The organism is Mesorhizobium sp. B2-9-1, assembly GCF_006439455.1.
Lineage (GTDB): Bacteria > Pseudomonadota > Alphaproteobacteria > Rhizobiales > Rhizobiaceae > Mesorhizobium.
The window spans coordinates 577,274-600,603 of the sequence record NZ_VFTP01000001.1 but is presented as its reverse complement, the minus strand read 5'-3'; the positions used below and the strand labels follow the sequence as shown (position 1 = coordinate 600,603).

The 23,330-nt window shown below is 64.3% G+C and carries 26 protein-coding genes; 10 read left to right on the top strand and 16 right to left on the bottom strand.

What is annotated here, in order from left to right; translation table 11 throughout:
* Positions 1–53: 53 nt before the first annotated feature.
* Together FJW05_RS02980 and FJW05_RS02975 are read right to left on the bottom strand one after the other, a co-directional pair.
* Positions 54–839: a phosphodiester glycosidase family protein gene (locus FJW05_RS02980; protein ID WP_140627629.1), complete on the bottom strand. Its 786-nt coding sequence runs from the start codon at positions 837–839 to the stop codon at positions 54–56.
* Between the two features lie 48 nt (positions 840–887).
* Complete coding sequence (locus tag FJW05_RS02975) at positions 888–1,760, bottom strand: undecaprenyl-diphosphate phosphatase (protein WP_140627627.1); 873 nt, start codon at positions 1,758–1,760, stop codon at positions 888–890.
* 205 nt (positions 1,761–1,965) lie between these two features.
* Here FJW05_RS02975 and FJW05_RS02970 point away from each other — a divergent pair, with 205 nt between their 5' ends.
* On the top strand, positions 1,966–2,895 hold the full coding sequence (locus FJW05_RS02970) for a hypothetical protein (RefSeq protein WP_140627625.1): 930 nt from the start codon (positions 1,966–1,968) through the stop codon (positions 2,893–2,895).
* 20 nt (positions 2,896–2,915) lie between these two features.
* Here the strand turns inward: FJW05_RS02970 and FJW05_RS02965 are convergent, their stop codons facing one another.
* From FJW05_RS02965 to FJW05_RS02950, 3 genes are all read right to left on the bottom strand, one after another.
* Entirely contained in the window at positions 2,916–3,128 is a 213-nt protein-coding gene (locus FJW05_RS02965) for a hypothetical protein (RefSeq protein WP_140542814.1), read from the bottom strand.
* 270 nt (positions 3,129–3,398) lie between these two features.
* Positions 3,399–3,794: a GFA family protein gene (locus tag FJW05_RS02955; RefSeq protein WP_140627621.1), complete on the bottom strand. Its 396-nt coding sequence runs from the start codon at positions 3,792–3,794 to the stop codon at positions 3,399–3,401.
* Positions 3,795–3,913: 119 nt separating this feature from the next.
* Positions 3,914–4,162, bottom strand: coding sequence for a ParB N-terminal domain-containing protein (locus tag FJW05_RS02950; RefSeq protein WP_140627619.1), 249 nt, complete (start codon positions 4,160–4,162; stop codon positions 3,914–3,916).
* A gap of 141 nt (positions 4,163–4,303) precedes the next feature.
* Here FJW05_RS02950 and FJW05_RS02945 point away from each other — a divergent pair, with 141 nt between their 5' ends.
* The 4 genes from FJW05_RS02945 to FJW05_RS02925 all read left to right on the top strand — a co-directional run bounded on the left by FJW05_RS02945 (position 4,304) and on the right by FJW05_RS02925 (position 9,085).
* Complete coding sequence (locus tag FJW05_RS02945; protein ID WP_140627617.1) at positions 4,304–5,944, top strand: N,N-dimethylformamidase beta subunit family domain-containing protein; 1,641 nt, start codon at positions 4,304–4,306, stop codon at positions 5,942–5,944.
* Between the two features lies 1 nt (position 5,945).
* On the top strand, positions 5,946–7,328 hold the full coding sequence (locus FJW05_RS02940) for an aspartate aminotransferase family protein (protein ID WP_140627615.1): 1,383 nt from the start codon (positions 5,946–5,948) through the stop codon (positions 7,326–7,328).
* A 222-nt stretch (positions 7,329–7,550) separates the two neighbouring features.
* Positions 7,551–8,054 carry a GNAT family N-acetyltransferase gene (locus FJW05_RS02930; RefSeq protein WP_140627612.1) on the top strand — a complete coding sequence of 168 codons (504 nt, stop codon included), beginning with the start codon at positions 7,551–7,553 and terminating at the stop codon, positions 8,052–8,054.
* Between the two features lie 2 nt (positions 8,055–8,056).
* On the top strand, positions 8,057–9,085 hold the full coding sequence (locus FJW05_RS02925) for a histone deacetylase family protein (RefSeq protein WP_140627610.1): 1,029 nt from the start codon (positions 8,057–8,059) through the stop codon (positions 9,083–9,085).
* A gap of 59 nt (positions 9,086–9,144) precedes the next feature.
* Here FJW05_RS02925 and FJW05_RS02920 read toward each other — a convergent pair whose 3' ends face one another.
* The 3 genes from FJW05_RS02920 to FJW05_RS02910 form a co-directional block, all read right to left on the bottom strand.
* Positions 9,145–10,413: a cysteine desulfurase-like protein gene (locus FJW05_RS02920; protein WP_140627607.1), complete on the bottom strand. Its 1,269-nt coding sequence runs from the start codon at positions 10,411–10,413 to the stop codon at positions 9,145–9,147.
* Between the two features lie 35 nt (positions 10,414–10,448).
* A complete protein-coding gene (locus FJW05_RS02915; RefSeq protein ID WP_140627606.1) occupies positions 10,449–11,516 on the bottom strand; it encodes an aldo/keto reductase in 1,068 nt (355 codons plus the stop codon).
* 377 nt (positions 11,517–11,893) lie between these two features.
* Positions 11,894–12,352 (bottom strand): hypothetical protein, encoded by a 459-nt coding sequence (locus FJW05_RS02910; protein ID WP_140627604.1) that lies wholly within the window; start codon positions 12,350–12,352, stop codon positions 11,894–11,896.
* Positions 12,353–12,461: 109 nt separating this feature from the next.
* Between FJW05_RS02910 and FJW05_RS02905 the strand changes: the two genes are divergently transcribed.
* Together FJW05_RS02905 and FJW05_RS02900 are read left to right on the top strand one after the other, a co-directional pair.
* Positions 12,462–12,695, top strand: coding sequence for a hypothetical protein (locus tag FJW05_RS02905; RefSeq protein WP_140627602.1), 234 nt, complete (start codon positions 12,462–12,464; stop codon positions 12,693–12,695).
* A gap of 51 nt (positions 12,696–12,746) precedes the next feature.
* Positions 12,747–12,911, top strand: a complete 165-nt coding sequence (locus tag FJW05_RS02900; protein ID WP_140546832.1) for a DUF1127 domain-containing protein — start codon at positions 12,747–12,749, stop codon at positions 12,909–12,911.
* A gap of 53 nt (positions 12,912–12,964) precedes the next feature.
* Here the strand turns inward: FJW05_RS02900 and FJW05_RS02895 are convergent, their stop codons facing one another.
* Positions 12,965–13,471: a DUF1993 family protein gene (locus FJW05_RS02895; RefSeq protein WP_140627600.1), complete on the bottom strand. Its 507-nt coding sequence runs from the start codon at positions 13,469–13,471 to the stop codon at positions 12,965–12,967.
* Between the two features lie 139 nt (positions 13,472–13,610).
* Between FJW05_RS02895 and FJW05_RS02890 the strand changes: the two genes are divergently transcribed.
* The gene (locus FJW05_RS02890) at positions 13,611–14,660 is read left to right on the top strand and encodes a DUF1176 domain-containing protein (protein WP_140627598.1); all 1,050 of its coding nucleotides are present in this window, start codon (positions 13,611–13,613) and stop codon (positions 14,658–14,660) included.
* Positions 14,661–14,676: 16 nt separating this feature from the next.
* On the opposite strand, the gene FJW05_RS02885 is transcribed toward FJW05_RS02890, so the two are convergent.
* From FJW05_RS02885 to FJW05_RS02855, 7 genes are all read right to left on the bottom strand, one after another.
* Positions 14,677–15,564, bottom strand: coding sequence for an alpha/beta fold hydrolase (locus FJW05_RS02885; RefSeq protein ID WP_140628207.1), 888 nt, complete (start codon positions 15,562–15,564; stop codon positions 14,677–14,679).
* A gap of 33 nt (positions 15,565–15,597) precedes the next feature.
* Positions 15,598–17,214: a molybdopterin-binding/glycosyltransferase family 2 protein gene (locus FJW05_RS02880; protein WP_140627596.1), complete on the bottom strand. Its 1,617-nt coding sequence runs from the start codon at positions 17,212–17,214 to the stop codon at positions 15,598–15,600.
* Positions 17,211–17,915 carry an XdhC family protein gene (locus tag FJW05_RS02875; RefSeq protein ID WP_140627595.1) on the bottom strand — a complete coding sequence of 235 codons (705 nt, stop codon included), beginning with the start codon at positions 17,913–17,915 and terminating at the stop codon, positions 17,211–17,213. The genes FJW05_RS02880 and FJW05_RS02875 overlap by 4 nt, the downstream gene beginning before the upstream one ends.
* Before the next feature lie 6 nt (positions 17,916–17,921).
* Positions 17,922–18,260, bottom strand: coding sequence for an XdhC family protein (locus FJW05_RS02870; protein ID WP_140627593.1), 339 nt, complete (start codon positions 18,258–18,260; stop codon positions 17,922–17,924).
* A gap of 86 nt (positions 18,261–18,346) precedes the next feature.
* On the bottom strand, positions 18,347–19,597 hold the full coding sequence (locus FJW05_RS02865; RefSeq protein WP_181164830.1) for a VWA domain-containing protein: 1,251 nt from the start codon (positions 19,595–19,597) through the stop codon (positions 18,347–18,349).
* A 5-nt stretch (positions 19,598–19,602) separates the two neighbouring features.
* Positions 19,603–20,526 (bottom strand): MoxR family ATPase, encoded by a 924-nt coding sequence (locus FJW05_RS02860; RefSeq protein ID WP_140627591.1) that lies wholly within the window; start codon positions 20,524–20,526, stop codon positions 19,603–19,605.
* A gap of 28 nt (positions 20,527–20,554) precedes the next feature.
* Entirely contained in the window at positions 20,555–21,049 is a 495-nt protein-coding gene (locus FJW05_RS02855; RefSeq protein ID WP_140546892.1) for a flavin reductase, read from the bottom strand.
* Between the two features lie 191 nt (positions 21,050–21,240).
* On the opposite strand from FJW05_RS02855, the gene FJW05_RS02850 reads away from it, so the two are divergent.
* Positions 21,241–22,311, top strand: coding sequence for a branched-chain amino acid ABC transporter substrate-binding protein (locus FJW05_RS02850; protein ID WP_140627589.1), 1,071 nt, complete (start codon positions 21,241–21,243; stop codon positions 22,309–22,311).
* On the top strand, positions 22,311–23,327 hold the full coding sequence (locus FJW05_RS02845; protein ID WP_140627587.1) for a P1 family peptidase: 1,017 nt from the start codon (positions 22,311–22,313) through the stop codon (positions 23,325–23,327). The genes FJW05_RS02850 and FJW05_RS02845 overlap by 1 nt, the downstream gene beginning before the upstream one ends.
* Positions 23,328–23,330: the final 3 nt, after the last annotated feature.

Below are 23,330 nucleotides of genomic sequence, written 5' to 3'. Positions count from 1 at the left end.
TTACTTTTGGCGCGAGCGGATGATTCGGGATGGTGCCGAGGCGAGCTTCTTGGCTAGCGCCTGAACACGCCGATCATCGGCCCCAGATTCCAGAAATCGTCGTTGCGGCCGATGCCGGGCGCATAGAGGCTCGAGATCGAGCCATCGAGGAAGAGCGCGTTCGGGCAGCCGAGCCGGTCGCGGAACAGCCGCGCGAATTCGTGGAAAGTAACGACATCGTTCGAGATCGCGAAGACCGCGACCCCGTCGGCGCGCACGCCGACGCCATCGCGGATCTTGCGCGAGGTGCCGTCGTAACGGAATTTCGGATGCAGCTTGCCGTCGATGACCAGCATCGGCCCGGACTGCGTGGCATAGTCGACACGCGGCGGGCGCTTCAGGTAATCCTTGGTCGCGCGAACGCCGGCACTGCCGGCGCTGAGATAGAAGATGCCGTTGGGCTGCATGGAGAAATTGCCGGTGCCCGATCCCGTCTTCGCGGGCGTGACCTGCTCGCCGCGCTCGACATAGAGCCCGACCGGCGCGAGGTTCGGATGATACATGCCGGCATTGATGCCGAAGAGCATGGTGCGCCCCGTCGCCTGCTGCGCGCTGCGCAGATTGTGCAGCGATCGGTAGAGATCGCCGTCCTTGTTCTTCCAGAACAGCTCGATGGAAAAATGCTTGGGATCGGCCTCGCAGACCAGATAGGTCGCGTTCTCAAAAACCTGATTGCGGCACGGCGGCAGCACCGCCAGCCATTGGCCGAGGCCCATGCCGGCGCCAATTGCCGCCGGCGCCGCCGATTTCACCAGCGTCGCCAGCAACGGCACGGATTGCAGCAGAGTCACCAGATCCATCAGCGCACCCGGGCGTCGGCGTCGATATAGCGGAGTGGGCCGAGACCTCTACACAAGCCAGCCGGTCGCGACGCCGATCAGCAGCACCACGCCGAGCAGGCCGCGATAGATGACGAACGGCCAGGCGGAGAAGCGCTCGAGCACGCGCATCAGCCCCCAAATCGCGAAGAAAGCCGAGATCGAGGCGACGACAAGGCCGACGGCCAGGATCGACCAGCCATGCGCGTCGAGATGCACCTTGTGCAGTTCATAGAGTTCCTTGAGGCCGGCCAGCGCGATGGCCGGCAGGCCGAGCAGGAAAGAGAGACGCGCCGCCTCTGGCCGGGCGAAGCCCAGTCCCATCGCCGCCGTCAGCGTCGAGCCAGAGCGCGAGACGCCGGGAATAAGCGCGCCGACCTGAGCGACGCCCACCAGCAGCGCGTCGAGGATCGATGCCTGGCGCAGCACGAGCTTATGACTGGCGAAGATCTCGGCGAGCGCCAAAAGGATCGCCATGGCGATACAGGCCCAGCCGATGACGGCCAGCCCCCGCAGCGGCGAATTGCAGGCGTTGAGCACGCCCGAAAGCGCGAGGCCCACAATGACGATCGGGACGGTGGCAAGCACGATGCTGATCGCCAGGCGGAAATGGCGGTCGCCGAAATCGCGGCGCGAGATCGCCGCAACCGAACCGAACAGCACGTCCCTGACATCGCTCCAGAAATAGCTGACCACCGCCGCCAGCGCCGCCAGTTGCATGGCGGCGGAGAAAGCCGAACCGGGGTCCTGCCAGCCGAGAACGGCCGGCACGATGCGCATATGCGCCGTGGACGAAATCGGCAGCAATTCGGTGATGCCTTGCACGATGCCGAGAAATGCCACCTTGGCATAACCCAGGCCGACAAAGCCGGTATCCAGTCCTTGAGTGCAGACGTCGGTCATCCCGGTCCTTTCCCCGTGCCCCAATCATTTTGGGGGCAAAAAGTGAATCGTCATTCGAAAAGCCTGGAGGACAGGCTTAGCCTCACGATAGCGTGATTCCAACTCACGGATTTGTAAGGTGCCGCTAATCTTGCTTGACAATGGCCGCCTCCACATTATCATCCGCTAATCTTACACTGTAAGGCAAATTTGGAGGAGCATCACGATGTCGACAGCCGCCCTCTCGGAACTGCAACCAGCGGTGCCGCCGCAAACGCACGTCCCGGACATCGCGATCGAGGCGGTGTCGCGCGATTTCAGCCGCGCCATCGAACGCGCCGACGTCGCCGCCTGGCTCGACCTCTACGAAGCGGCGCCGGCGGACTTCGCGGCGCGGCACGGGCTTTCGATCGCAAGAGACGGCGACCTTGTGTGGACCACCTGCACGACGATCCCGTTTATCCATTTCAACTGCGTGAAGAATATCGGCGTCGATGGGTCGGCGACGGAAGAACAGGTCGACGCGCTGCTCGCGCACTACCGCGCGGCCGGCGTCATGCGGCCTTGGTTCTATACCAACCCGCATACCGAGCCGTCGCGGCTGAGATGCTGGCTGGAAGCGCGCGGGATGCAGCAGCAAGGCGGCTGGGAGCGCATCTATCGCGACGCGACGTCGCTGCCGGACGAACCGCTTTTCACGGGCGACCCGCTGATCCCGGTTGACGATCTGATGATCGAGGAGGTCACGCCCAGGACAGCTTCGGAGTGGGCATCTTTCATCGATGCCAAATACAGGCTCCCTACCTCGCCCTGGCTGATGGCGCTTGTCGGCCGCAAGGGCTGGCATCATTACATGCTGAAACGCAGGGGCGCGGTCGCCGCCGTGCGCTCGCTCTTCATCTCAGACGGGGCCGCCTGGAGCGGCATCGACGCGCCGGTGCCGGGCATCATGGCGCCGAGCTTCGATCTTGACGCCATGCTTGGCGAAAGGCTGGTCCGCGACGGCATAGCCGCCGGCGCGAAACTGTTTGTCGCCGATATCGAGGCGCCGCGCCCCGACCGCGACGGGCCGGCCTATCGCAACTACGACCGGCTCGGCTTCAAGCTCGCCTATTTGCGTAGCCATTACAGTTACTTGCCCGCGAATTCGAGCTGACCAATTTCCCTCGAATTGCCTCAGCGGTACAACCACTGCTTCAGGCAGCCTCTTGCCACCACATGCGCTGGCGGCACCGAAGCCTGATCGATGCGGGAATCCTCGCTCGCCCTCTCGCGAGCCTTTTCCAGAAGCAGGCGAAGCTCGGCCGGGCGCACGCGGTCGCGCGCCATCACGAGTTGGACCATCGGGTCGTTCAAAAGCTCGTCCAGGGTGTTGATGCTCTCGCTCATCCGTCGCCTCCTCGATGCCTTCCCGCAAGGCGCTTAGATAGGCAGCCAATGATGGCCCGCCAATGACGCTTTGCCGGCTATCTCGTGAATCGAAGATGAAATTTTTGTGCAGTTTTTCCTTCTCCCCTTGTTGTGGGAGAAGGTGGCCGCGAAGCGGCCGGATGAGGGGTGCTCCAGGGAAAGCCAACGTCTCACTCCGCTGGAACACCCCTCTTCCGTCTCGGCGCTACGCGCCGATCCACCTTCTCCCACAAGGGGAGAAGGAAGAAGCTACGCCGGCGGCGCGCCTTCATATTGCGGCAGGCCATCGTCGAGCATCACCCAGGGCTGCTTCGAGGCGGTCCAGAAATGCATGTCCGGCTTGAACAGCGACGGGTCGTCGAGCGAGCCGGAGGTGACGCCGAGAATGCCCCTGGAATCGCGGCGTGAGAACAAAGTCGTGCCGCAAACCGGACAGAAGCCGCGCTTGAGGTCTGGCGTGGAATTGATCGTCGCCACCGGTCCTTCGATGGTCACGTCGTCGATGCGAAACAGAACGCGCGCATTGAAGGCGGCGCCGATCGCTCTCTGGCAGATGCGGCAATGGCAGACGCGTTCGTTGATCGGCTCGGCCTCGGCCCTGTAGCGCACCGCGCCGCAAAGGCATCCGCCCTCATACTTGGTCATGGTAAAGGATCCCGTTCGCGGAATGTCGGGACGCTCTAACCGCCCGTACGGCAGCGTCAATCAAAAAGCATTGATGGAAGGCGATCGCTAACGCTGATGGGCCCGACGCGAACGAGAAATCAGTGGCGCTTGGCCTGCACGAGATAGGCGTCGATCATGGTCTCACCGAGCCATTTCGCGGCTTCGAGCCGGTGCAACCCTTCGACCAGAACGTGGCGCTTTCCGTCGTGCCGCACCTGGATCGGCGTCTTCATGCCGTTTTCGAGAATATCCTCGGCAAGATGGCGCACGGTTTCGGGATGCAGCGTCTTACGCCGTGCCGTCGGCACATAGATGTCGTCGATTTTGACCTTTTGCACACGCAGCATGTCGGCTCCTCGGCGAGAATGTCGCCTCAGCATGAATAGTTGGTTTGCCGGCGGCGGCCAAGCGCCCCTGGCCCGATGCTTTCCATTTGACGCTTGGCCGGCCAATGGTCTCAATGACGGCGTCGTGATCTCAGGTGTTCCTTGACGCAACTGCCCACCGAATTCCCCGATTTCGGGCTGACGCCCGAGCAGCGCCGCGAGGCGGTGCGCGGCCATTACTTTGAATGGCCGGGCATGGATGGTTCCAGCGGCGAGATCTGGGGCTACAGCGACCGGTTTTCCTATCGTCCGGGCGAGACGGTAACGCTCTTCGTCAGCGCGTCGGTGCCGCAATTCAGCCTTGCCGTCATCCGCGACGGCGACGGCGAAATAAAAGTCTTCGAGGGCGCGGGCCTGTCGGCGCGCTGGCAGGATACGCCCGACCAATGCTCGGTCGAAGGCTGCGGCTGGGAGGCCTCGTTCGAATTCCGCGTCGGCGACGACTGGCCGTCCGGCGCCTACCGCGCGACCCTCTCGGCCGAAGGCCGCGACGGCACGCCGACCCATAGCCACCATCTCTTCATCGTCACACCCCTGCCTGGCCGAAAAGCGAGCCGCCTGCTGCAGGTCGCCGCTACCGGCACCTGGCTCGCTTACAACACCTGGGGCGGCTCGAACCACTACCAGGGCATCACCGGCCCCAATCGCGATCAATACGCCACCACGGTATCGACGCAGCGCCCCTGGTGCCGCGGCTTCGTGGTGCTGCCCAAGGACGCGCCGCGCGTGCCGCTGGAAGTGGCGGTGCCGCCGAAGACCGTGCCACGCTATCCGCATATGGAATGGGCCTTCGCCACGGGACATTCGAAGAAATACGCCTCTTCAGGCTGGGCGAGCTTTGACAGCCATTTCTTCCGCTTCGCCGAACGCGCCGGCTATCAGGTCGATCTCGCCAGCCAGCACGAATTGCATTTCTCGCCCGAAATCCTCGACGGCTATGACTGTGTCGTCTTCGTCGGCCACGACGAATACTGGACCTGGGAGATGCGCGACGCCGTCGACAATTATGTCGAGCGCGGCGGGCATGCGGCGCGCTTCGCCGGCAATTTCATGTGGCAGACGAGGCTGGAGGACGAAGGCCGCCGCCAGGTCTGCTACAAATACAAGGCACGCGCGGAAGACCCCGCCTATCGCGGCGGCGACGTCACCCGCGCCACCAATTCCTGGGAAGCGCCTGAGATCGGCCGTCCAGGCAGCGCCACCTTCGGCCTCAATGCGACGCGAGGCGTCTATGCCGGCTGGGGCGGCTGCGCGCCGCGCGGCGTGCGCGGCTTCCCGGTCTACCGTCCCGAGCACTGGGCCTTCGCTGGCACCGGCATCTATTATGGCGACCTGCTCGGCGCCGACAGCCATGTCTATGGCTATGAGGTCGACGGGCTCGACTTCGAGATCCGCGGCGGCCTGCCCTACCCGACCGCGACCAGCGGCGCGCCGGACGGCTTGCAGGTGCTGGCGGTCGGCATGGCGAGCCAGGTCGAGGAAAGCGCCGACATCCCGATCGAGGACCAGTTCCTCACCGACGAGGACGGACGCTTCACCGCCGAGACGTTGTTCGGCGAGGCGAGCGACGCCAATCTCGACAAGGTCAAGCGCGGCAACGGCATGATCGTCAATTTCCCGCGCGGCAAAGGCGAGGTGTTCCATGCCGGAAGCTGCGAATGGGTCGCCGGCCTGCTAAGGCAGGACGCGATGGTCGAACGCGTGACCAAAAATATTCTCGACCGTTACCTCGGAAAGTCCTGACATGTCGAAACCGGAAGTCCAGCCCATAGCAGAGGCCGAAGCGCGGCCGCCGTCGCATCTGTTCTACCTCTCCAGCCTGCGCCGGCCGGTCGTCGATCGCGCCGAGGGCATCTATTTCTGGACGAAGGACGGCCGCCGCTTCATCGACGGCTCGAGCGGGCCGATGGTCGCCAATATCGGCCATTCCAACCGCAACGTGCTCGACGCCATGAAGCGGCAGATGGACAAGACCACCTTCGCCTACCGGCTGCATTTCGAGAACGAGCCCGCCGAAGAGCTGGCGCGCGCGCTGGCCGGCAAGCTGCCCGAAGGCATGGATCGCATCTTCTTCGTTTCGGGTGGCTCCGAAGCGACCGAATCCTGCATCAAGCTTGCCCGCCAATGGGCGGTCGCCACCGGCCAGCCGAAGCGCTGGAAGGTGATCGCCCGCTTCCCCTCCTATCATGGCGGCACGCTGGGCTCGCTTTCCGTCACCGGCGACGATGCGCTCGCCGAGACCTTCACGCCGATGATGCGGGTGATGCCGACGGTGCCCGCGCCGACCGCCTGGCGCGACCGCGACAACCTTTCGATGGAACAGCGCGGCATCCGCTATGCCGACATGCTGGAGGAAAAGATTGTCGCAGAAGGCCCTGAAAGCGTTTTGGCCTTCATCATGGAGCCGGTCGGCGGTGCTGCGACCGCAGCCCTTGTCGCGCCCGACAGCTACTATCCGCGCATCCGCGAAATCTGCGACCGCTACGGCATTCTTCTGATTCATGACGAAGTGATGAGCGGCGCCGGCAGGACAGGCAAGTTCCTCGGCGGCGATCACTGGAACTGCAGGCCCGACATCGTCGCCCTCTCGAAGGGGCTGGGCTCGGGTTACGCGCCACTCGGCGCCCTCGCCGCGCCGATGCGCCTGGTCGAGCCGCTGCTGGCCTCCGGCGGTTTCCAGCATGGCCACACCTATGCCGGCAATCCGCTCGCCTGCGCCGCCGGCCTCGCCGTGCTCGGCGAGATGGACCGGCTCGATCTCATCGCCAACGCCGCTGCCATGGGTGACGTGCTGATGGCAGAGTTGAAAGGCTTGCAAAAGCGCTTCCCATTCATCGCCGACGTGCGCGGCAAGGGTCTGCTCACCGGCGCCGAAATGGTCGCCGATCCCGAGACTTTGAAGCCCATCGACCCGGCCAGCAAGGCGACGCAGCGCCTGCTCGACCACGCCTATGCGCGCGGCCTGATCATCTACGGCCGCAAGGTCAAGGGCGGCGTCGACGGCGACAATTTCATGGTGGCGCCGCCGATGATCATCACCAGAAACCAGATCGGCGAGATGATTTCCATCATCGGAGATTCGCTGGCGGCTCTGGCGGAGGAACTCGATCTGCCGGTGGAGGGATAGTGGCGTTTTGAGGCAAAGCCAATCTGAGATGCTTGCGATCCTTCGCACCCCCCTCTGGCCTGCCGGCCATCTCCCCCTCAAGGGGGGAGATCAGCTGTGTTTTTCGATTTCGCCAATTTTCAGCGTTGCAGAATCGGCGGCAGCGCCGAAGCTGCTGATCTCCCCCCTTGAGGGGGAGATGGCCGGCAGGCCAGAGGGGGGCGCCTGGGCGCCACGCTCACAGTGAGCAATCCCTCGCAAGCCGTCACCCTCCGCCCTGGCACCATCAACGATGTCGAAATCATCCATGCCGCCCTGCTGCGCCTCGGCACCCATATCGGCGCGCATCAGGAAATCACCTCGACGCCCGAGGATCTGCGCCGCTACGGCTTCGGCGCCAATCCCGCTTTCTCGACCCTGATCGCCGAGATCGACGGCGAGTTCGCCGGGCTTTGCCTGCATTTTCCGATCTTCTCGACCTGGATGGGCCGTCCCGGCGTCTATGTGCAGGACCTTTATGTCGAGGATCGCTTCCGCGGCCGCCGCATCGGCGAAAAACTGCTTAGACGCGTGGCGAAGGAGTGCCGCGCGGCGGGCGGTGGCTATCTGAGGCTGTCCGTCGACACCGACAATGAGACGGCCAAGGCTTTCTACGAAAGACTGGGCATCGGCCGGTCGAGCTACGAGCAGGTGCAGAAAATCGTCGGCGATGCCTTTTTCGCCTTTGCCGATACGCGGGAGGAATGACGATGAAAGCCTTCTATGCCGAGGAGCAGAAACGCCATCATCCCAAGGCTTTCCTCTCCAGCGGGGCACCGCAGCCCAACCCGGAAAAGCCGGAGCGGATCGAACGGTTGTTAGCCGGCGCAAGATCAACCGGCTTGACGATCGAACGTCCAGGCAATCATGGGCTTGGCCCGATCGCCGCGGTGCACACGCCTGAATATCTCGACTTCCTCGAGCACATTTTTGCGCGCTGGCAGCGCATCGAAGGCGCCTCGGCGGAAGTCATCCCGAACATCCACCCGATCGCCCGCAACGGCTCTTATCCAGCCTCTGCTGTCGGCCAGGCCGGCTACCACATGGCCGACACCGCCTGCCCTATTTCGGCCGAGACCTGGAACAGCGCGCTGTGGAGCGCCTGGAGCGCGGTGGAAGCTGCCGAAGCGGTGATGGCCGGCGCGCCTTCAGCCTATGCGCTCTGCCGCCCGCCCGGCCATCATGCCTTCGCCGATGTCGCCGGCGGCTTCTGCTTCATCAACAATTCTGCCGTCGCAGCGCAGGTGCTGCGCAAGAACGCCGCCCGCGTCGCCATCCTCGATGTCGACCTCCACCACGGCAACGGCACGCAAGGGATCTTCTATGCCCGCCCCGACGTGCTGACCGTCTCGCTGCACGCCGATCCGGTGCGCTTCTACCCGTTCTTTTGGGGATATGCAGACGAGCGCGGCGAAGGTCCCGGCCTCGGCTACAATCTCAACTTGCCGCTGCCGCGCAAGTCCGGCGACGCGGCCTTTCTCGGAGCGTTGGCGACGGCCTTCCAGCGCATCCGCGCCTTCGCGCCGGAAGCGCTGGTCGTGGCGCTCGGCCTCGACGCTTTCGAGGGCGATCCGTTCGGCGGCCTGTCGGTGACGACGCCTGGCTTCTCGCGCATCGGCGAAGCGATAGCCGGGCTCGGCCTGCCGACGGTCATTGTCCAGGAAGGCGGCTATCTCTGCGATGCGCTCGGCGACAACCTCACCGCATTCCTCACCGGCTTCGGCGGCAAGCAGGGTTAGAAGCAATTCCAGGAAAGTGTGTAGCGGTTTTCCGTCCGGAATTGCGTAAAACTAAAGGACTACGAACGCTGCTGCCGCAGCATCGCGATCACGCGATGCACGCTCTCCAGCGTCTCGTCGATCTCGGCGGCCGTGTTGTAATGCGCGATGCCGATGCGCACGACGCCCTGCTCGGCGGGTAATCCGAGCTGGTGGACGACCTCCCACGCATAATTGTGGCCTGACCAGACGAAGATGTTCTCGGCATTCATCTGCCGCACGATCGTTTCCGGCGCGATGCCTTCGACGGTGAAGGAAACGGTCGGCACCCGCTCGGCGAGGCGTTCCGGATCGGTGATGCCGTGGATCACCAGGCCCTCGATGTCGGACAGGCCCTCGATCAATTCTCGGGCCAGCGCGTTCTCGTAAGCGATCGAGACCTCGAACGCCTTGGCGATCCGCTGCCGGCGCGACCCGCTCTCGCCGGCGGCAGCGCCGAGATCGGCGAAATAGTCGATTGCCGCCGTCAACCCGGCCATCAGCTCGATCTGCGGCGTGCCAAGCTCGAACCGCTCGGGCAGGACGTTCGACGAGCAGCGGCATTTGTAAGGCTGGAGCGCGTCGATGACGTCGCGGCGGCCCCATAAGATGCCCATATGCGGCCCGAAGAATTTATAGGCCGAGCAGATCAGGAAATCGCAGCCGAGCGCCTGCACGTCGATCAGCCCGTGCGGCGCGAATTGCACGGCATCGACATAGACCAGCGCGCCGGCCTGCCTGGCGATCGCCGTCAGCGCCTTCACCCGGTTGATCGAGCCGGTAAGATTGGAGGCATAGTTCAGCGCGACAATCCGCGTCTTTTCCGAAAGCAGCGCCTTGAGCGCAGCTTCCTCAATCTGCCAGCTCCGCTCGTCGAACGGCAGGAAGCGCACGACCAGGCCGATATCCTCGGCAAGCTGCAGCCAGGGCGAGACATTGCCCTCGTGATCCATGCGCGTGACGATGATCTCGTCGCCAGGCTTCATCGTGCGGCCAAGCGTGCGCGACATGTGGTAGGTCAGCGTCGTCATGTTGGCGCCGATGACGGTCTCCTCGACGCTTCCGGCGTTCAGGAAATCGGCCATCGCGGCATGCGCAGCGTCGACCACTTTTTGTGCGGCGACCGTAGTCTCAAAAAAACCGCCCAGATTGGCATTGGTCGTCAGCAGGCAGCGGGACACTGCGTCGGCCACCGCTCGCGGCACCTGCGTGCCGGCGGGATTGTCCAGATAGATGCGGCGATGGCCTTCGTCAGTCAGAGAAAGCGCCGGAAATCTGCGGCGCACGGCCTCGATCGGAAAGTCTGCCATCGTCTCCACCTCTTTGTTTTCTAAACGATTCCCGCTCAAGGACACGGATTGCCGACACGCTGGTGGATGCCGTCGACCGCCTTCTGCATCTCTTCCGTCCAGGTGACGTCGACCGAGGACAGCGCCGTCTCGAGCTGCGCAACGCTGGTGGCACCGACGATGTTCGCCGTCACAAACGGCCGGCTCGCCACATAGGCGTTGGCGAAAAGCGCCGGCTCCATGCCGAAGGAACGCGCCAGCTCATTGTATTGAAGCAGCACCTCCGCCGCGTTCGGCGTCTCGTAGCGCTGGCCTCGGTTGAAGAGCTGCGAGCGCGAGCCCAGCGGTCGCGCCCCATGATCGTATTTTCCGGTGAGATAACCCTGCGCCAGCGGCGAATAGGGAAGAAACGCGATCTCCTCGGGCTCGCAGACTTCGGCAAGGTTCACCTCGAAGGTGCGGTTGACGAGATTATAGGCGTTCTGCAACGAGGCAACGCGCGGACCGGCGCCCTTCTCTGCTTCGAAGACGAAACGCATGACGCCCCAGGAGCTTTCGTTCGAGAGGCCGAGATGGCGGATCTTGCCGGCTTTCACCAGCTCATCGAAGACGGCGAGCGTCTCGGCAACCGGTGTCTCGTCTGCGGGCGCGGCTGCGGCATCGGCCCGGCGCGCCACCGCTCCGATCCGCGTCGGATTCGAACCCCACGGAATGTCCCGGTCCGGCCAGTGGATCTGGTAGAGGTCGATATAGTCGGTGCCGAGCTTGGCCAGCGATTTCTCGACCGCGTCGAAGATGTCGGCGCGGACCAGCTTCGACGGACGATCGCCGCGGAACCACGTATTGGCCGTGCGGCCGACCACCTTCGAGGCAAGGATGATCTTGTCGCGGTTGCGGTTGGCCTTCATCCAGCTGCCGATGATCCTCTCGGTTCGCCCTTGCGTCTCCGCCTTGGGCGGGATCGGGTAAAGCTCGGCCGTGTCGATGAAATTCACCCCGCGCGAGAACGCCAGATCCATCTGCGCGTGGCCTTCGGCCTCGGTGTTCTGCTGACCCCACGTCATCGAACCGAGACAGATTTGCGAAACAAGGAGATCGGTCCGACCGAGGCGGCGTTTGTGCATGAAATGTCTCCGGCGGGAGGTTGCGCGGACAGCGCGGGGAGGAAGTCCAAGTATAAAGCAAAACGCTTGCGTTTTGCAAAGTCGCCCAGTTTCGAGATTGGCCGAAGCGTCAGTCAGTTCGTCATTCTAGGGCGGAGCAAGGAGCGAAGCGACGCGCGCAGACCCTAGAATCCATTCCGTTACCTTAAGGCGTTGCAGCGATTACAGAATTCTGCACCGTTGCACTCTACGTTGAAGGTCACGGAATGGATCCTTGGGTCTGCGCTCCGCTTCGCGTCGCTACGCCCAAGGATGACGAATATTGGAGAGCTCCAGCCAATTTCGATGGCTTGCGACGGGTCGCCGAAGCGAACAGTTGAAGTCTCTGATGGAGGGAACTACCGCCTGGCCCCGGCCAAAGCCCGCCGCTTCGCCTCGTCGATCAGCATGTTGGCAACCTGCATGCGGATCATGGCGCGCTGGCGCAGATGCGGCGCGACCCGGTCCGGATGGTTGGCGAAGGCGAAGTTGCGGCGGATGCGACCGAAATCGGCGTTCTTGGCGGGACGGTCGAGGCCGAGCTCGCCGGCGATCGCTTCGGGATCGATCGGCGGCAGCTTCTCCTCCGGCCAGTGCTCTTCGCCGGCAAGCGCCAGTTTCGCCTGGTCGAGAAGTGCAGCGAACTCGGCAGCAAGGTCGGCGCCTTGCTCGCGATATTCGGCGGCGACGCTCTCGCCGGCGACCTTGATGCGGCCGGAATGCAATTCATCGGCCACAGACAGATAATCGAACGGGATAGACGGCCGGGCGCCCTCGTCCTCGCCTTTCTCGGAGGCGACGATCAGGTCGTCGAGCAACGAAGCGAAATCGAGCTTGTTCCCGGTGCCGATCTCAACCTCCCTGTCTTAACGGCATGCAGTGATGCCGCCAAAGATAGGGTGCTCTCGTTAAGAATGAATTCTGGCGATGTTAACAATTGGCGGCTTTTCCGTCCGGCAAGACGGCATCGGAAATAAAAAGCCGGACTGCTCTTTCGTGCAGTCCGGCAAGGTCGCCAGGAGTGGCGAGGAAAAAGCCAGCCATGTGCCGGCACGGGTGCCTACGGTCGAGCCTGCCGAAAAGTTTCACGGAAAAACGATTGTGGCGGGAAAAATTGTCGCGGCATGGCAGCCATGCAAATGCTGCACTGCACAATTTTAACAAATCGCCTATATGCTGGCGTCGGGAGGACCAACTGGGGGCAACTGAGTCATGGGGTTCTTCACTGAAATGTTCGCTCGGCCGAGGCCGCAGGAACACCAGCGTTACCGCTCGGCGCTTGCGCTTCTAAACGCGATGAGCAATGCCGACCGCGCCGATATCGGCGTCAAGCCGGCGGATTTTCCGCGCATCGCGCGCGAAATGTCGATCCGCTGAGCTGAGCCAAAGAGGTTTCCCGGAATCCCGGGAAACCTCCAAGCCATTCAAAATCAACGATTTCCGAGGAAAGTCTGCTTGCTGAGCGGCACGCCATTGTGGCGCAGGATGTCGTAGGCCGTGGTGACGTGGAAATAGAAATTCGGCATCGCCAGGTGCAGCAGATATTGCAGGCCGGGCAGCGTGGTTTCGCGGCCGCCGAGCCGCACTTCGACCGTCCTGTCCTCAGATCCATCCAGATCGCCCGCCGCAAACGTCGCCAGATGATCGAGCGTCTTGGCGATCCGGGCCTGCAACTCGGCAAAGCTCGCTTCATTGTCCTCATATTTCGGCACCTCGCGCCCGGCGAGCCGCGACGGCGCGCCCTTGGCATGGTCGGTGGCGATCTGGACCTGCCTGGCCAGCGCGAACATGTCGGGCGCCAGCCGCGCCGTGAGGAACACCTGCGGATCGATCTTGCGTTCGCCGGCATTCTGCTCCGCCGCCGTCAATACGCTGGCCAGCGCCTTCAGCCTGGCGGAAAAAACGCCCACCGATATGTCGTACATGGAAATGGTCACGGGCAATCTCCCCACGCGGCCCAGCGCCGCGGGCCGTGAACTAGCGCCTCCCGCCACGATTCTTCAAGCGGCTATGGCCACGGCGTCACCGCGCCGCCGCAATCGCCGTGGTAGTATTTTCGTTACCGCGGAGGATTCGATGAAAAGAGCTACTTTCGCAGCGACTGTCTTTTTCTCATTGGCCGGCGTCACGCATTCCGCGCTCGCGGCGGATGCGCCCTATGTCGATGATCGATCAAGCGCCGATGCGGTCGTCCGCTCGCTTTACAGCGCCATCAACCGTCACGAATTCGCCCGTGCCTGGGGCTATTTCGGCGATACGAAGCCGGCAAAGGATTTCAACGCCTTCGTCAAGGGTTACGACGGCACCGACAGCGTCGAAGTCAAGACTGGCGCTGTCTCGGAGGACGGTGCTGCCGGCAGCATCTACTACAGCGTCCCGGTTGCCATCCAGGCGACCGACAAGAAAGGCGACGCCAAGGTTTTCGCCGGCTGCTACACGGTCCGCCAGGTCAATGCGCAGATCCAGGAGCCGCCCTTTCAGCCGATCTTCATCGACAAGGGCGCGTTGAAGCCGTCGACCGAGGATTTCGACAGCGCCGTGCCGGCAAGCTGCGGCGAGGGTCCGCCGCCGCCGAAGAAGGACGAGGCCCTGGAACAGGCCAAGAAGGCCTTCCTCGCCACCTATGCCGGTCAATGCGACAAGCAGGATCCAGACGGCAAGCCGATCGGCGAGCCCGAGGCTCATTCCATCCACTATAAGGACAAGGACTCCCAGCCCAGCGACCCGGAACGCGAGACGCGGCTGTTCCGCTTCTTCTGCTCGATGGCCGCCTACAACGAGACGGCGGTCTACTACATCGCCGACGACGTCAACGGCGTCTCACAGTTGCAGTTCACCGAGCCGGACCTCGACATCCGCTACGAGAACAACAACAGCGAAGGCAAGGTCGAATCGATCCACATCATTGGTTTCAAGACCAGCGGCTGGGCGACCAACTCGGACTATGACGACAACACGAAAACCATCACCACATCCAACAAATGGCGTGGTGTGGGGGATGCATCGTCATCGGGAACCTACCTTTTCCGCAACGGCGATTTCTCGCTTGTCCAGTATGACGTCGATGCATCCTACGACGGCGAGCAAAATCCGCAGACGGTCATCGACTACAACACGGCGCCTTGAGCCTCGGCAGAGGAAATCAGGGAGCCCTCGTCAGCATCCAGTTTAGCGTGCCGCGCCAGTCGACCATGCGGATCGGTGTGCCGTGCGTGCCGGTCTCGAAGCGCACGAAGCGGGTCGGATAAGCCTTCCTGGCGAGGATCGAACGGAAGAAGGCTTCCTGCTTCTCCACCGGGAAGACCACGTCGTGGCTTCCCTGGCCGAAGAACACCGGCACGCGGCGCTTGAAGGCGGGGCTGGTGAGAAAGCTGTCGTCCCACAGCGAACCGAGCAGCAGCAGGCCGTTGATGCGGCCGCCCGTGTCCTTGCGCGCGGCGAGTTTCCAGCAGATCAACCCGCCCATCGAGCCGCAGGCGACGAAGATCTTCGCGCCCGGCGATGTCTCGGCATAGTGGTCGATGAGCGCCGCGACCTGCGCTGCGCCCTTGTCGCCGAAATCGGGAAAATCGGGCGAAAGATAGAGACCGTTGTTGGCGGCCATCAGGTTCTTGATGCGGTTGAAATTGCCGCCGAAGGTGAAGTCGTCGACGCCTTGCTTGCGGCTGCCGCCTTGCCCGTGCAGGTAGAGCACGATGATGGACGCGCTTTCCGTCCTGCCGACTGCGACATGCCTGATATCGCCGGCATCGGTCTTCAGCATCAGGTCCTGCTGCACCTTGCGCACACCGGGATCGGTGTATTGCGCATGCACGCGCCTTTCCGGCACCTCGTCGCGTTGGTTTATGTCGCGCATCTCGCGATAGTCGAGGACGGTGTAAGCGCCGTTGTCGCCGGTCGACAGTGTCGCCGGATAGGCGAAGAGATCGTCCTTGAACGATTTTAGCGAAAGCGTTTGCCCCTCGGCCGTCGAGAGGGAAAGCGCTGTCGCGGCGATCAGGGCGAAGAAAAGTCGGAAACGCAAAGCCATGCCGAGAGGCATGCGAAATTCGGCTCCGCTTTGTCAATCCTGCAGAACGCCGCCCGCCCTTTCCAGCGCCTCGCGCGTGTCGACATCGATCGAGGCGCCCTGCCCGATCTCGACATCGATGACGTCGAGACCCTCGGCTTCGACCAGATGGCGCGCGCCGGTATCGCCCTCGAGCTGCGCGACGGCCGCGAAAAGCGAGCGCGGCAAAAGCACCGGATTGCCGCGCTTGCCCTGGTGCGAGGCGCGCACCACGGAGCGGCCGCCGGAGCTGCGGAACGCATCGATCAGGCTGTCGAGATCCTTCGACGAAACGCCCGGCATGTCGCCGAGCACGATCATGGCGCCGGCCGCATCGGGCGCGAGCTTCGCGATACCCGCCTTCAACGACGACGCAAGGCCATCGGCGAAATCCGGATTGTCGACGACCGTCACACCGAGACCGGAAAGCGCCGAACGCACGCGCTCGCGCTGATGACCAGTGACGACGATGGTGGCCGCGGCCTTCGAGCCCAGCGCGCGGGAGGCGGTGCGGCGAACAAGCGGCTCGCCGTCGAACAGCGCCAAAAGCTTGTTCGGGCCGCCCATGCGGCTTGAGCGGCCGGCGGCCAGAAGCACGATATCGACTTTCAGCGCCGACCTTGCCGGCTGCGGCGCCGGCTCGCGTGGCTGCGGCCTGGTCGGGATTTCCATCAAAAGCCCGCCGACGCCCATGCCGGCAATGTCGCCAGCCGTCACTTCAAGCCCGGCAACCAGGCGATCGAGCACCCAATCGAAGCCATTCTCCTTCGGGCTGCGCGCGCATCCAGGCGCGCCGACGATGCGCTTGCCGTCGAGCGTTCCGAGCACCAGCAGATTGCCGGGATCGACCGGCATGCCCGCGCGGACGACGGTACCCCCGGCCTGCTCGATCGCGGCCGGCACGACATCGGCGAAGTCGCTCATCGCCGACGCGCCGAAGATCACCACCATGTCGTTGTCGCGCGCCAGCGCGGTTGCGGCCGCGGCGACCGGCGCCACGTCGTGCGGCGTGCGCCGTTCAGCCGTCAGTCGACCGCCGAAACGCGCCAGCCGCGCCTCGGTGACGCGCAGCGTCTTGTCGAGCACACTCGGCTTGACGCCGGGAAGCATCGTCTGGATGACGCCGACTGTTATAGGACGATAGGCATTGACCGCAAATATCTCGCGACCGGCGCAAATTCTCACCACGCTGTCCACCAGGCTTGCGGCGACGGCAAAGGGGATGATCTTGACCGTTGCCACCATCTGGCCCTTCTCGGCCGGCGCATGCTGCGCCAGCGTCGCGATGGTGATGGCTGGATCGACGGCATTGATGGCGTCGATCATATCGGCGTCGACGGTAAAGACGCCTGAGGCTTCCGCATACAAATTCACCCGCCCGGTCGCAGCCGGCTTGACCTCGATGTTGCGGTGACGCATGGCGGCGGCAATCCCGGCGGCAGCGGCATCTTCGCCCAAATCGTCCGCGGCAAGAACCGCGGCGACGACTTCGCCGACGCCCGCCGCCTTGAGCACCGCGATATCCTCGCGGCTCAATCGGTGCGCTTTGCGGAAGCGTTTTTCGCCGGCGGTGGTCGCATGCGCCAGCACCGCCCCTTCCGCCTCGTCGATCGGCACCAGCCCGAATTTCACGCCACGGCGCCTTTCGCTTCGAGACCGCGCGAGCGGAAGGCGTGGATTGTCTGCGCAAGGACGGCGACGGCGATCTCGGCCGGACTGGCAGCACCGATATCGAGGCCGATCGGCGCGTGGATGCGCGCGATCTGGTCGGCACCGGCGCCGAGCGCCAGCAGGCGTTCGACACGCTTGGCGTGGGTCTTGCGGCTGCCCAGCGCCCCGACATAGAAGCATCGGGCGTCGAGCGCCGCCTTCAGCGCGAAATCGTCGATCTTCGGATCGTGGGTGACGGCGGCAAGGGCGGTATAGCTGTCGAGCGGCGCGCGCTTCAGCACATCCTGCGGCCATTCGGCATGCAGCGCGACGTCGGGGAAGCGTTCCGGGGTAGCGAAGGCAGTGCGCGGATCGATGATCTCGACCGGATAGCCGGCAATCCTGGCCATCGGCGCCAGCGCCTGGCTGATATGCACGGCGCCGATCACCACGAGGCGCGGGCGCGGCAGATGGGCGTTGAGAAAGAACGTCCGCCCTTCCGCCTCCACCGACCTCGAATTGCCGGTGCGGAACGCGTCAGCGATCGCCGTCCCGAGATCGCCTGCGACATGGTCGCCCTCGCGCACGATGCGGTCGCGGCCGTCGCCCAGGTCGGTGACAAGCACCGCGGCGCGGCGGGCGTGGCGTTCTTCGTTCAGTGTCTTCAGGACGTAGGGATCCATCTGTGATCAGCCCAGCCGCTCGACATAGACTTTGATGCGGCCGCCGCAGGACAGGCCCACCTGCCAGGCGGTCTCGTCGGCGACGCCGAATTCCAGCATCCTGGCCTTGCCCGAGCCGATGACGTCCATAGCCTCCGTCACCACGGCACCCTCGACGCAGCCGCCGGAGACCGAGCCCTGGAAATTCCCTTCGGCGTCGATGACCAGATGGCTGCCGACCGGGCGAGGCGCCGAACCCCAGGTCTCGACCACGGTCGCGATGGCGACATCCTTGCCGTCCTTCATCCAGCCTTCCGCGATGATCAGGGGATCGCGGGCCTCGTCGAGATAAATGCTCTCATCCATCGTCGCTTCTCGCAAAGTCTGTTTTTCAAGGAAAACCTTGGTCGTCCCTACGGTAAACGTTGGTTTCCCGCCAAGGAAACATATGGCTACGCGGCCTGCCTCCCGCCAGCTTGCTGCCAGCGGCGCGGATCGACCGAAGCCGCCGGCCGCTGGTCGAGCGAGGCGCAAAGATCGGCCAGCGCGTCGAGATTGTGCACTGCCCGGAACTCGTCGACATAGGGCAGCATCGCTTTCACGCCACGGGCACGGGCCTCAAAACCGTCGAAGCGCAACAGCGGATTGAGCCAGATCAGCCGCCGGCAGGATTTATGCAACCGCTCCATCTCCTGCGAGAGGCCGGCGACGTCGTCGCGCTCCAGCCCGTCGGTGATGAGAAGCACCACGGCGCCCTGTCCCAGCACGCGCCGCGACCACAGCCGGTTGAACTCGGCAAGCGTGTCGCCGATGCGGGTGCCGCCCGACCAGTCCTTCACCGCCGCCGAGCATTCGGCCAGAGCCTCGTCGGGATCGCGATGGCGCATCTGGCGGGTCAGGTTGGTCAGCCGCGTGCCGAAGACGAAGGCATGCACGCGCCGGCGCTTCTCCGTCAGCGCATGCAGGAAATGCAGGAAGATGCGCGTATACTGGCTCATCGAGCCGGAAATGTCGGCCAGCACGACCAGCGGCGGATGCGCTTCGCGCGGAGACCGGAATTTTGGCAGGATAAGTTCGCCGCCGGTGCGCGCGGCCGAGCGCATCATGGCGCGCGGATCGATGCGGCCCCCTTGCGTATCCGCCTTGAAGCGCCGCGTGCGGATCAGATCGAAGGACAGGCGCAAGGCCGCGATCGCCTTTTTGGCTTCGGCCATCTCCGCCGCATCCATCTGGGCAAAATCCTTGCCGCGCAGCACCTCATTGCCGGAAAAAGTTATCCGTGCATCGACTTCGATTTCCGGCACTTCCCGGACCGGCTGGTTTTTCCGATGGCCCTCGAACATCGCCTGGCTGACGCGGTTCTCGGCCGCCCGCGGCTTCTGCTTTTCGCGATCGTCCGGTGCGACCGGCGAGAACATCGCCAGCAGTTTCTCGATCAGTTCGCGCGATTTCCAGAACAGGCGGAAGGCCTCGTCGAAGACAGGATGATCCTCGTGCCGCGAGACGAGCACCGCATGCAGCGTCCAGTAGAAATCGTCGCGCGAGCCGATGCCGGCGGCAAGCACTGCCTCGATAGCGTCCTTCACCGAGGCCGGGCCGACGCGCATGCCGGCCTTGCGCAGCGCCCGCGCGAAATAGACGATGTTGTCGGCGATGCGCCCATCGGCGAGCGCCTCCTTGGGTTCCGGACGCGGCACAGGCATCGCGCCTACTCCGCCGCCGACAGCTCGGCCTTCACCTCATTGAGGATGCGCCGGCCCTCGCCCTCGCCGATACGGGCGATATCGTCCTGGTATTTTAGAAGCACGCCGATTGTGTCCGACACGGTCTCCGGATCGAGCGCCACCTTGTCGAGCTCGGTCAGCGCGCCAGCCCAGTCGATGGTTTCGGCGACGCCGGGCGCCTTGAACAGCTCGACCTGGCGCAGCTTCTGGATGAAGGACACGACCTCCGCCGACAGCCGGCGGTTCGCCTGCGGCACCTTGCGCCGCACGATCTCCAGCTCGCGCTCGGCGTTCGGATAGTCGACCCAGTGGTAGAGGCAGCGACGCTTCAGCGCGTCGTGGATTTCGCGCGTCCGGTTGGTGGTGATGATGACGATCGGCGGCTCTTCCGCCTTGATCGTGCCAAGTTCAGGAACCGTGACCTGGAAGTCCGACAGGATCTCGAGCAGGAACGCCTCGAAAGCTTCGTCGGTGCGATCGAGCTCGTCGATCAGGAACACCGGCGCCGCGCCAGCCTTGCCGGTCAGCGCGTCGAGCACCGGACGGCGGATCAGGTATTTCTCGGAAAAGACGTTACGCTCCATGTCGGAGCGCACGACCGTGCCCGCCGCTTCCTCCATGCGGATCTCGATCATCTGCGCGGCATAGTTCCATTCATAGACGGCCGAGGAGACGTCGAGCCCTTCATAGCACTGCAGCCGGATGAGCCGGCGGCCGAGCGTGTCGGCCAGCACTTTGGCGATCTCGGTCTTGCCGACGCCCGCCTCGCCTTCGAGGAACAAGGGCCGCTTCATGCGCAGTGAAAGAAACAGCACCGTCGCCAGCGAACGGTCCGCGACATAATCCGCGCCTGTCAAAAGATCGAGCGTTTCGTCGATCGTCTTTGGCGCGGGGCGCGGCGCGGTCATCTTGTCTCCGTGGATCCCGCTTGCACGTTCAAAGAAAATGATAGCCGCGGTTGTGGTAGATCAGCGGTCGCAAATTATCGCCGATGCGCAGGCCTGTCACCTTGCCAAAAAGCACACGGTGGGTGGCAAGGTCCTTGCTATCGATGATCTCGCAGTCGAACACGGCCAGCGCGCCTTTCAGCGTCGGGGCGCCGGTCGAGATCACATCCCATTCGGCAAGCGCGAAGCGCTCCTCCACCGGCAGGCCGGTGACGCCTGAAAAGGCGACCGATACGGCTTCCTGGTCCGATGCGAGTGTGTTGAGCGCGAACTTGCCGTTCTTGACGAAAGCCTCGTTCTTGGCGTTCTCGCGGTTGAGGCAGACCAGCACCGTCGGCGGGGTGTCCGAAACCGAACAGGCGGCGATCACCGTCGCGCCCCTTTTGCCGCCAGGCCCGTCGGTCGTCACCACATGCACATGGCCGGCAAAATGGGCCATCGCATCGCGATAATGCTGCGGCCCGATGTCATTGATCTTCAGCACCCGATGTCCACCTGTCGAAACCAGTCCGTTATATATGGCGGCATATTGCACGCCACAAGTTGCATAGCATGGGCGAAGTGCTTGACCGCAATCCGCAAATTCGCGTGTTGCGCGGCGCTTAGCCAGCCTTTAGGCATTTCCTGGAATAGTGTCGGGACTGTATTCCCGGCATGGAGGATCTCTTAGCCCGAATGCGTCTTCTCACGACGACATCAGCCGCGCTGCTCTGGTTGTCGCTGGCCGCGAGCGCCGACGCCGAGACGCTGGTCGGCGTTGCCGCGCCGCTTTCCGGCCCATCGGCGATCCTCGGCAAGCAGATCGCGGCCGGCGCCGGCCTGGCGGCCGAAGCGAACGGCATCGCGATCAAGGCCGTGGACGATGCCTGCACCGCCGATGGCGGCGCCGCGGCGGCGAAGGAATTCGTCGACGCCAAGGTCAATGTCGTGGTGGGCTTTCTCTGCACCGACGCGATCGAGGCGGCGCTGCCGATCCTCAAGGATGCCAACATCCCGGTCATCACCGTCGGCGTGCGTACCGAAAGCCTGACCGACCGGCGCGCCAAGACCGGCTGGCCGGTCTACCGGCTCGGCCCGCGCGGCGACGATGAGCGCAATGCGGTCGCCGCCAAGCTAATCCAGCTCTGGCGCGACGACCTGTTCGCCATCGTCGATGACGGCACCATCTATGGCCGCGAGATGGCCGAGACCTTTCGCGCCGCAGCCGAGCAGGCTGCCTTGAAGCCGGTCTTCACCGACACGTTCCGGCCGCAGCTCGACAACCAGATCGGGCTGATCGGCCGGTTGAAGAAGGCCGGCGCGACCAAGGTGTTCGCCGGCGGCGACGGCGACGACATCGCCATCATGGGCCGCGACGCCGCCCGTCTCGATGCCGGCATCACCTTTGCCGGCGGCGAAAACCTGCGCACGCCGCCGGGCGATGTGCCCTATGCCGTCGGCACGCTGATGATCGCCCCGCCGGAATGGTCGGAGATCGCCGATCCCAAGGTGGTGCAGGCATTCGCAGCGAAGAACATCGTGCCGGACGGCTACACGCTTCCGGCCTATGCCGCGGTCGAGGTCGCCAAGGCCGCGCTGGCCGGTGCGGAAAGCGCTGGGCAGCCGCTCGGCGAAGCCCTGACCGGCCGTGATTTTGCGACCGCGATCGGCACCGTCCGCTTCGACGACAAGGGCGATCTCAGCCAGAACCCGTTCCGCCTCTTCCGCTTCGACGGCACGCATTTTGAGCCGCTGGAGGACAAGTGATGTTCCGCACTGGTCCGCGCAATCTGATCACCGACGTCGCCGGCCTTCGCGTCGGCAATACCGCCGACGCCAGTCTCAAATCCGGCGTGACGGTGGTGCTGTGCGACGAGCCCGCGGTTGCCGGCGTCCAGGTACTGGGCGGCGCGCCGGGCACGCGCGAGACCGACCTGCTCGAGCCGCAGAACTCGATCGCGACGATCCATGCCGTCGTTCTGTCCGGCGGCTCCGCCTTCGGCCTCGACGCAGCCTCGGGCGTGCAGGCGGCGCTGCGCGAAAAGGACATCGGCGTCGAGGTCGGCGGCTTCCGCGTGCCGATCGTGCCGGCCGCGATCCTGTTCGACCTGCGCAATGGCGGCGACAAGGATTGGGGCCGCTATCCACCCTATCGCGAGCTCGGCTATGAGGCCGTGCAGGCGGCAACCGTCGACTTCGCCATCGGCACGGCGGGCGCCGGCACCGGCGCCCTGACCTCCGGCCTGAAAGGCGGGCTGGGCTCCGCCTCGACCGTGCTCGACAGCGGCGTCACCATCGGTGCGCTCGCCGCCGTCAATCCGACCGGCTCGGTGACGGTCGGCCGCAGCCCCCATTTCTGGGCGGCGCCCTTCGAGATCGGCGACGAGTTCGGCGGCCTCGGCTACCCGGCCCCGCTGCCTGAAGATGCCAGGAAGATCCTGCTGAAATACCGCGACAGGCAAATGGGCGGCGAGGTCGAAGGCGGCAGCACCACCATCGCCGTCATCGCCACGGATGCTGTCCTGACCAAGGCCGCGGCCAAGCGGCTGGCGATTTCGGCGCATGACGGCTTCGCACGCGCCATCTGGCCGACGCACACGCCGGCGGACGGCGATCTCGTGTTTGCCCTGGCGACCGGCAGGAGCGGCATCGAACTCGGCGCCGATGCCGCGATCGACCTGTTCGCCGCGGCAGGCGCCACCATGGCGCGCGCGATCAGCCGCGGCGTCCATGCCGCGACACCGGCCGAGGGCGACCTGTTTCCTGTTTGGTCGTCGCGTTGACGG

Bases quoted from the DNA above. Each gene is read 5' to 3' on its own strand.
- FJW05_RS02980 (WP_140627629.1), bottom strand. From the start codon at position 839: ATGGATCTGGTGACTCTGCTGCAATCCGTGCCGTTGCTGGCGACGCTG.
- FJW05_RS02975 (WP_140627627.1), bottom strand. From the start codon at position 1,760: ATGACCGACGTCTGCACTCAAGGACTGGATACCGGCTTTGTCGGCCTG.
- FJW05_RS02970 (WP_140627625.1), top strand. From the start codon at position 1,966: ATGTCGACAGCCGCCCTCTCGGAACTGCAACCAGCGGTGCCGCCGCAA.
- FJW05_RS02965 (WP_140542814.1), bottom strand. From the start codon at position 3,128: ATGAGCGAGAGCATCAACACCCTGGACGAGCTTTTGAACGACCCGATG.
- FJW05_RS02955 (WP_140627621.1), bottom strand. From the start codon at position 3,794: ATGACCAAGTATGAGGGCGGATGCCTTTGCGGCGCGGTGCGCTACAGG.
- FJW05_RS02950 (WP_140627619.1), bottom strand. From the start codon at position 4,162: ATGCTGCGTGTGCAAAAGGTCAAAATCGACGACATCTATGTGCCGACG.
- FJW05_RS02940 (WP_140627615.1), top strand. From the start codon at position 5,946: ATGTCGAAACCGGAAGTCCAGCCCATAGCAGAGGCCGAAGCGCGGCCG.
- FJW05_RS02925 (WP_140627610.1), top strand. From the start codon at position 8,057: ATGAAAGCCTTCTATGCCGAGGAGCAGAAACGCCATCATCCCAAGGCT.
- FJW05_RS02920 (WP_140627607.1), bottom strand. From the start codon at position 10,413: ATGGCAGACTTTCCGATCGAGGCCGTGCGCCGCAGATTTCCGGCGCTT.
- FJW05_RS02915 (WP_140627606.1), bottom strand. From the start codon at position 11,516: ATGCACAAACGCCGCCTCGGTCGGACCGATCTCCTTGTTTCGCAAATC.
- FJW05_RS02905 (WP_140627602.1), top strand. From the start codon at position 12,462: ATGTTAACAATTGGCGGCTTTTCCGTCCGGCAAGACGGCATCGGAAAT.
- FJW05_RS02900 (WP_140546832.1), top strand. From the start codon at position 12,747: ATGGGGTTCTTCACTGAAATGTTCGCTCGGCCGAGGCCGCAGGAACAC.
- FJW05_RS02890 (WP_140627598.1), top strand. From the start codon at position 13,611: ATGAAAAGAGCTACTTTCGCAGCGACTGTCTTTTTCTCATTGGCCGGC.
- FJW05_RS02885 (WP_140628207.1), bottom strand. From the start codon at position 15,564: ATGGCTTTGCGTTTCCGACTTTTCTTCGCCCTGATCGCCGCGACAGCG.
- FJW05_RS02875 (WP_140627595.1), bottom strand. From the start codon at position 17,915: ATGGATCCCTACGTCCTGAAGACACTGAACGAAGAACGCCACGCCCGC.
- FJW05_RS02870 (WP_140627593.1), bottom strand. From the start codon at position 18,260: ATGGATGAGAGCATTTATCTCGACGAGGCCCGCGATCCCCTGATCATC.
- FJW05_RS02865 (WP_181164830.1), bottom strand. From the start codon at position 19,597: ATGCCTGTGCCGCGTCCGGAACCCAAGGAGGCGCTCGCCGATGGGCGC.
- FJW05_RS02860 (WP_140627591.1), bottom strand. From the start codon at position 20,526: ATGACCGCGCCGCGCCCCGCGCCAAAGACGATCGACGAAACGCTCGAT.
- FJW05_RS02850 (WP_140627589.1), top strand. From the start codon at position 21,241: ATGCGTCTTCTCACGACGACATCAGCCGCGCTGCTCTGGTTGTCGCTG.
- FJW05_RS02845 (WP_140627587.1), top strand. From the start codon at position 22,311: ATGTTCCGCACTGGTCCGCGCAATCTGATCACCGACGTCGCCGGCCTT.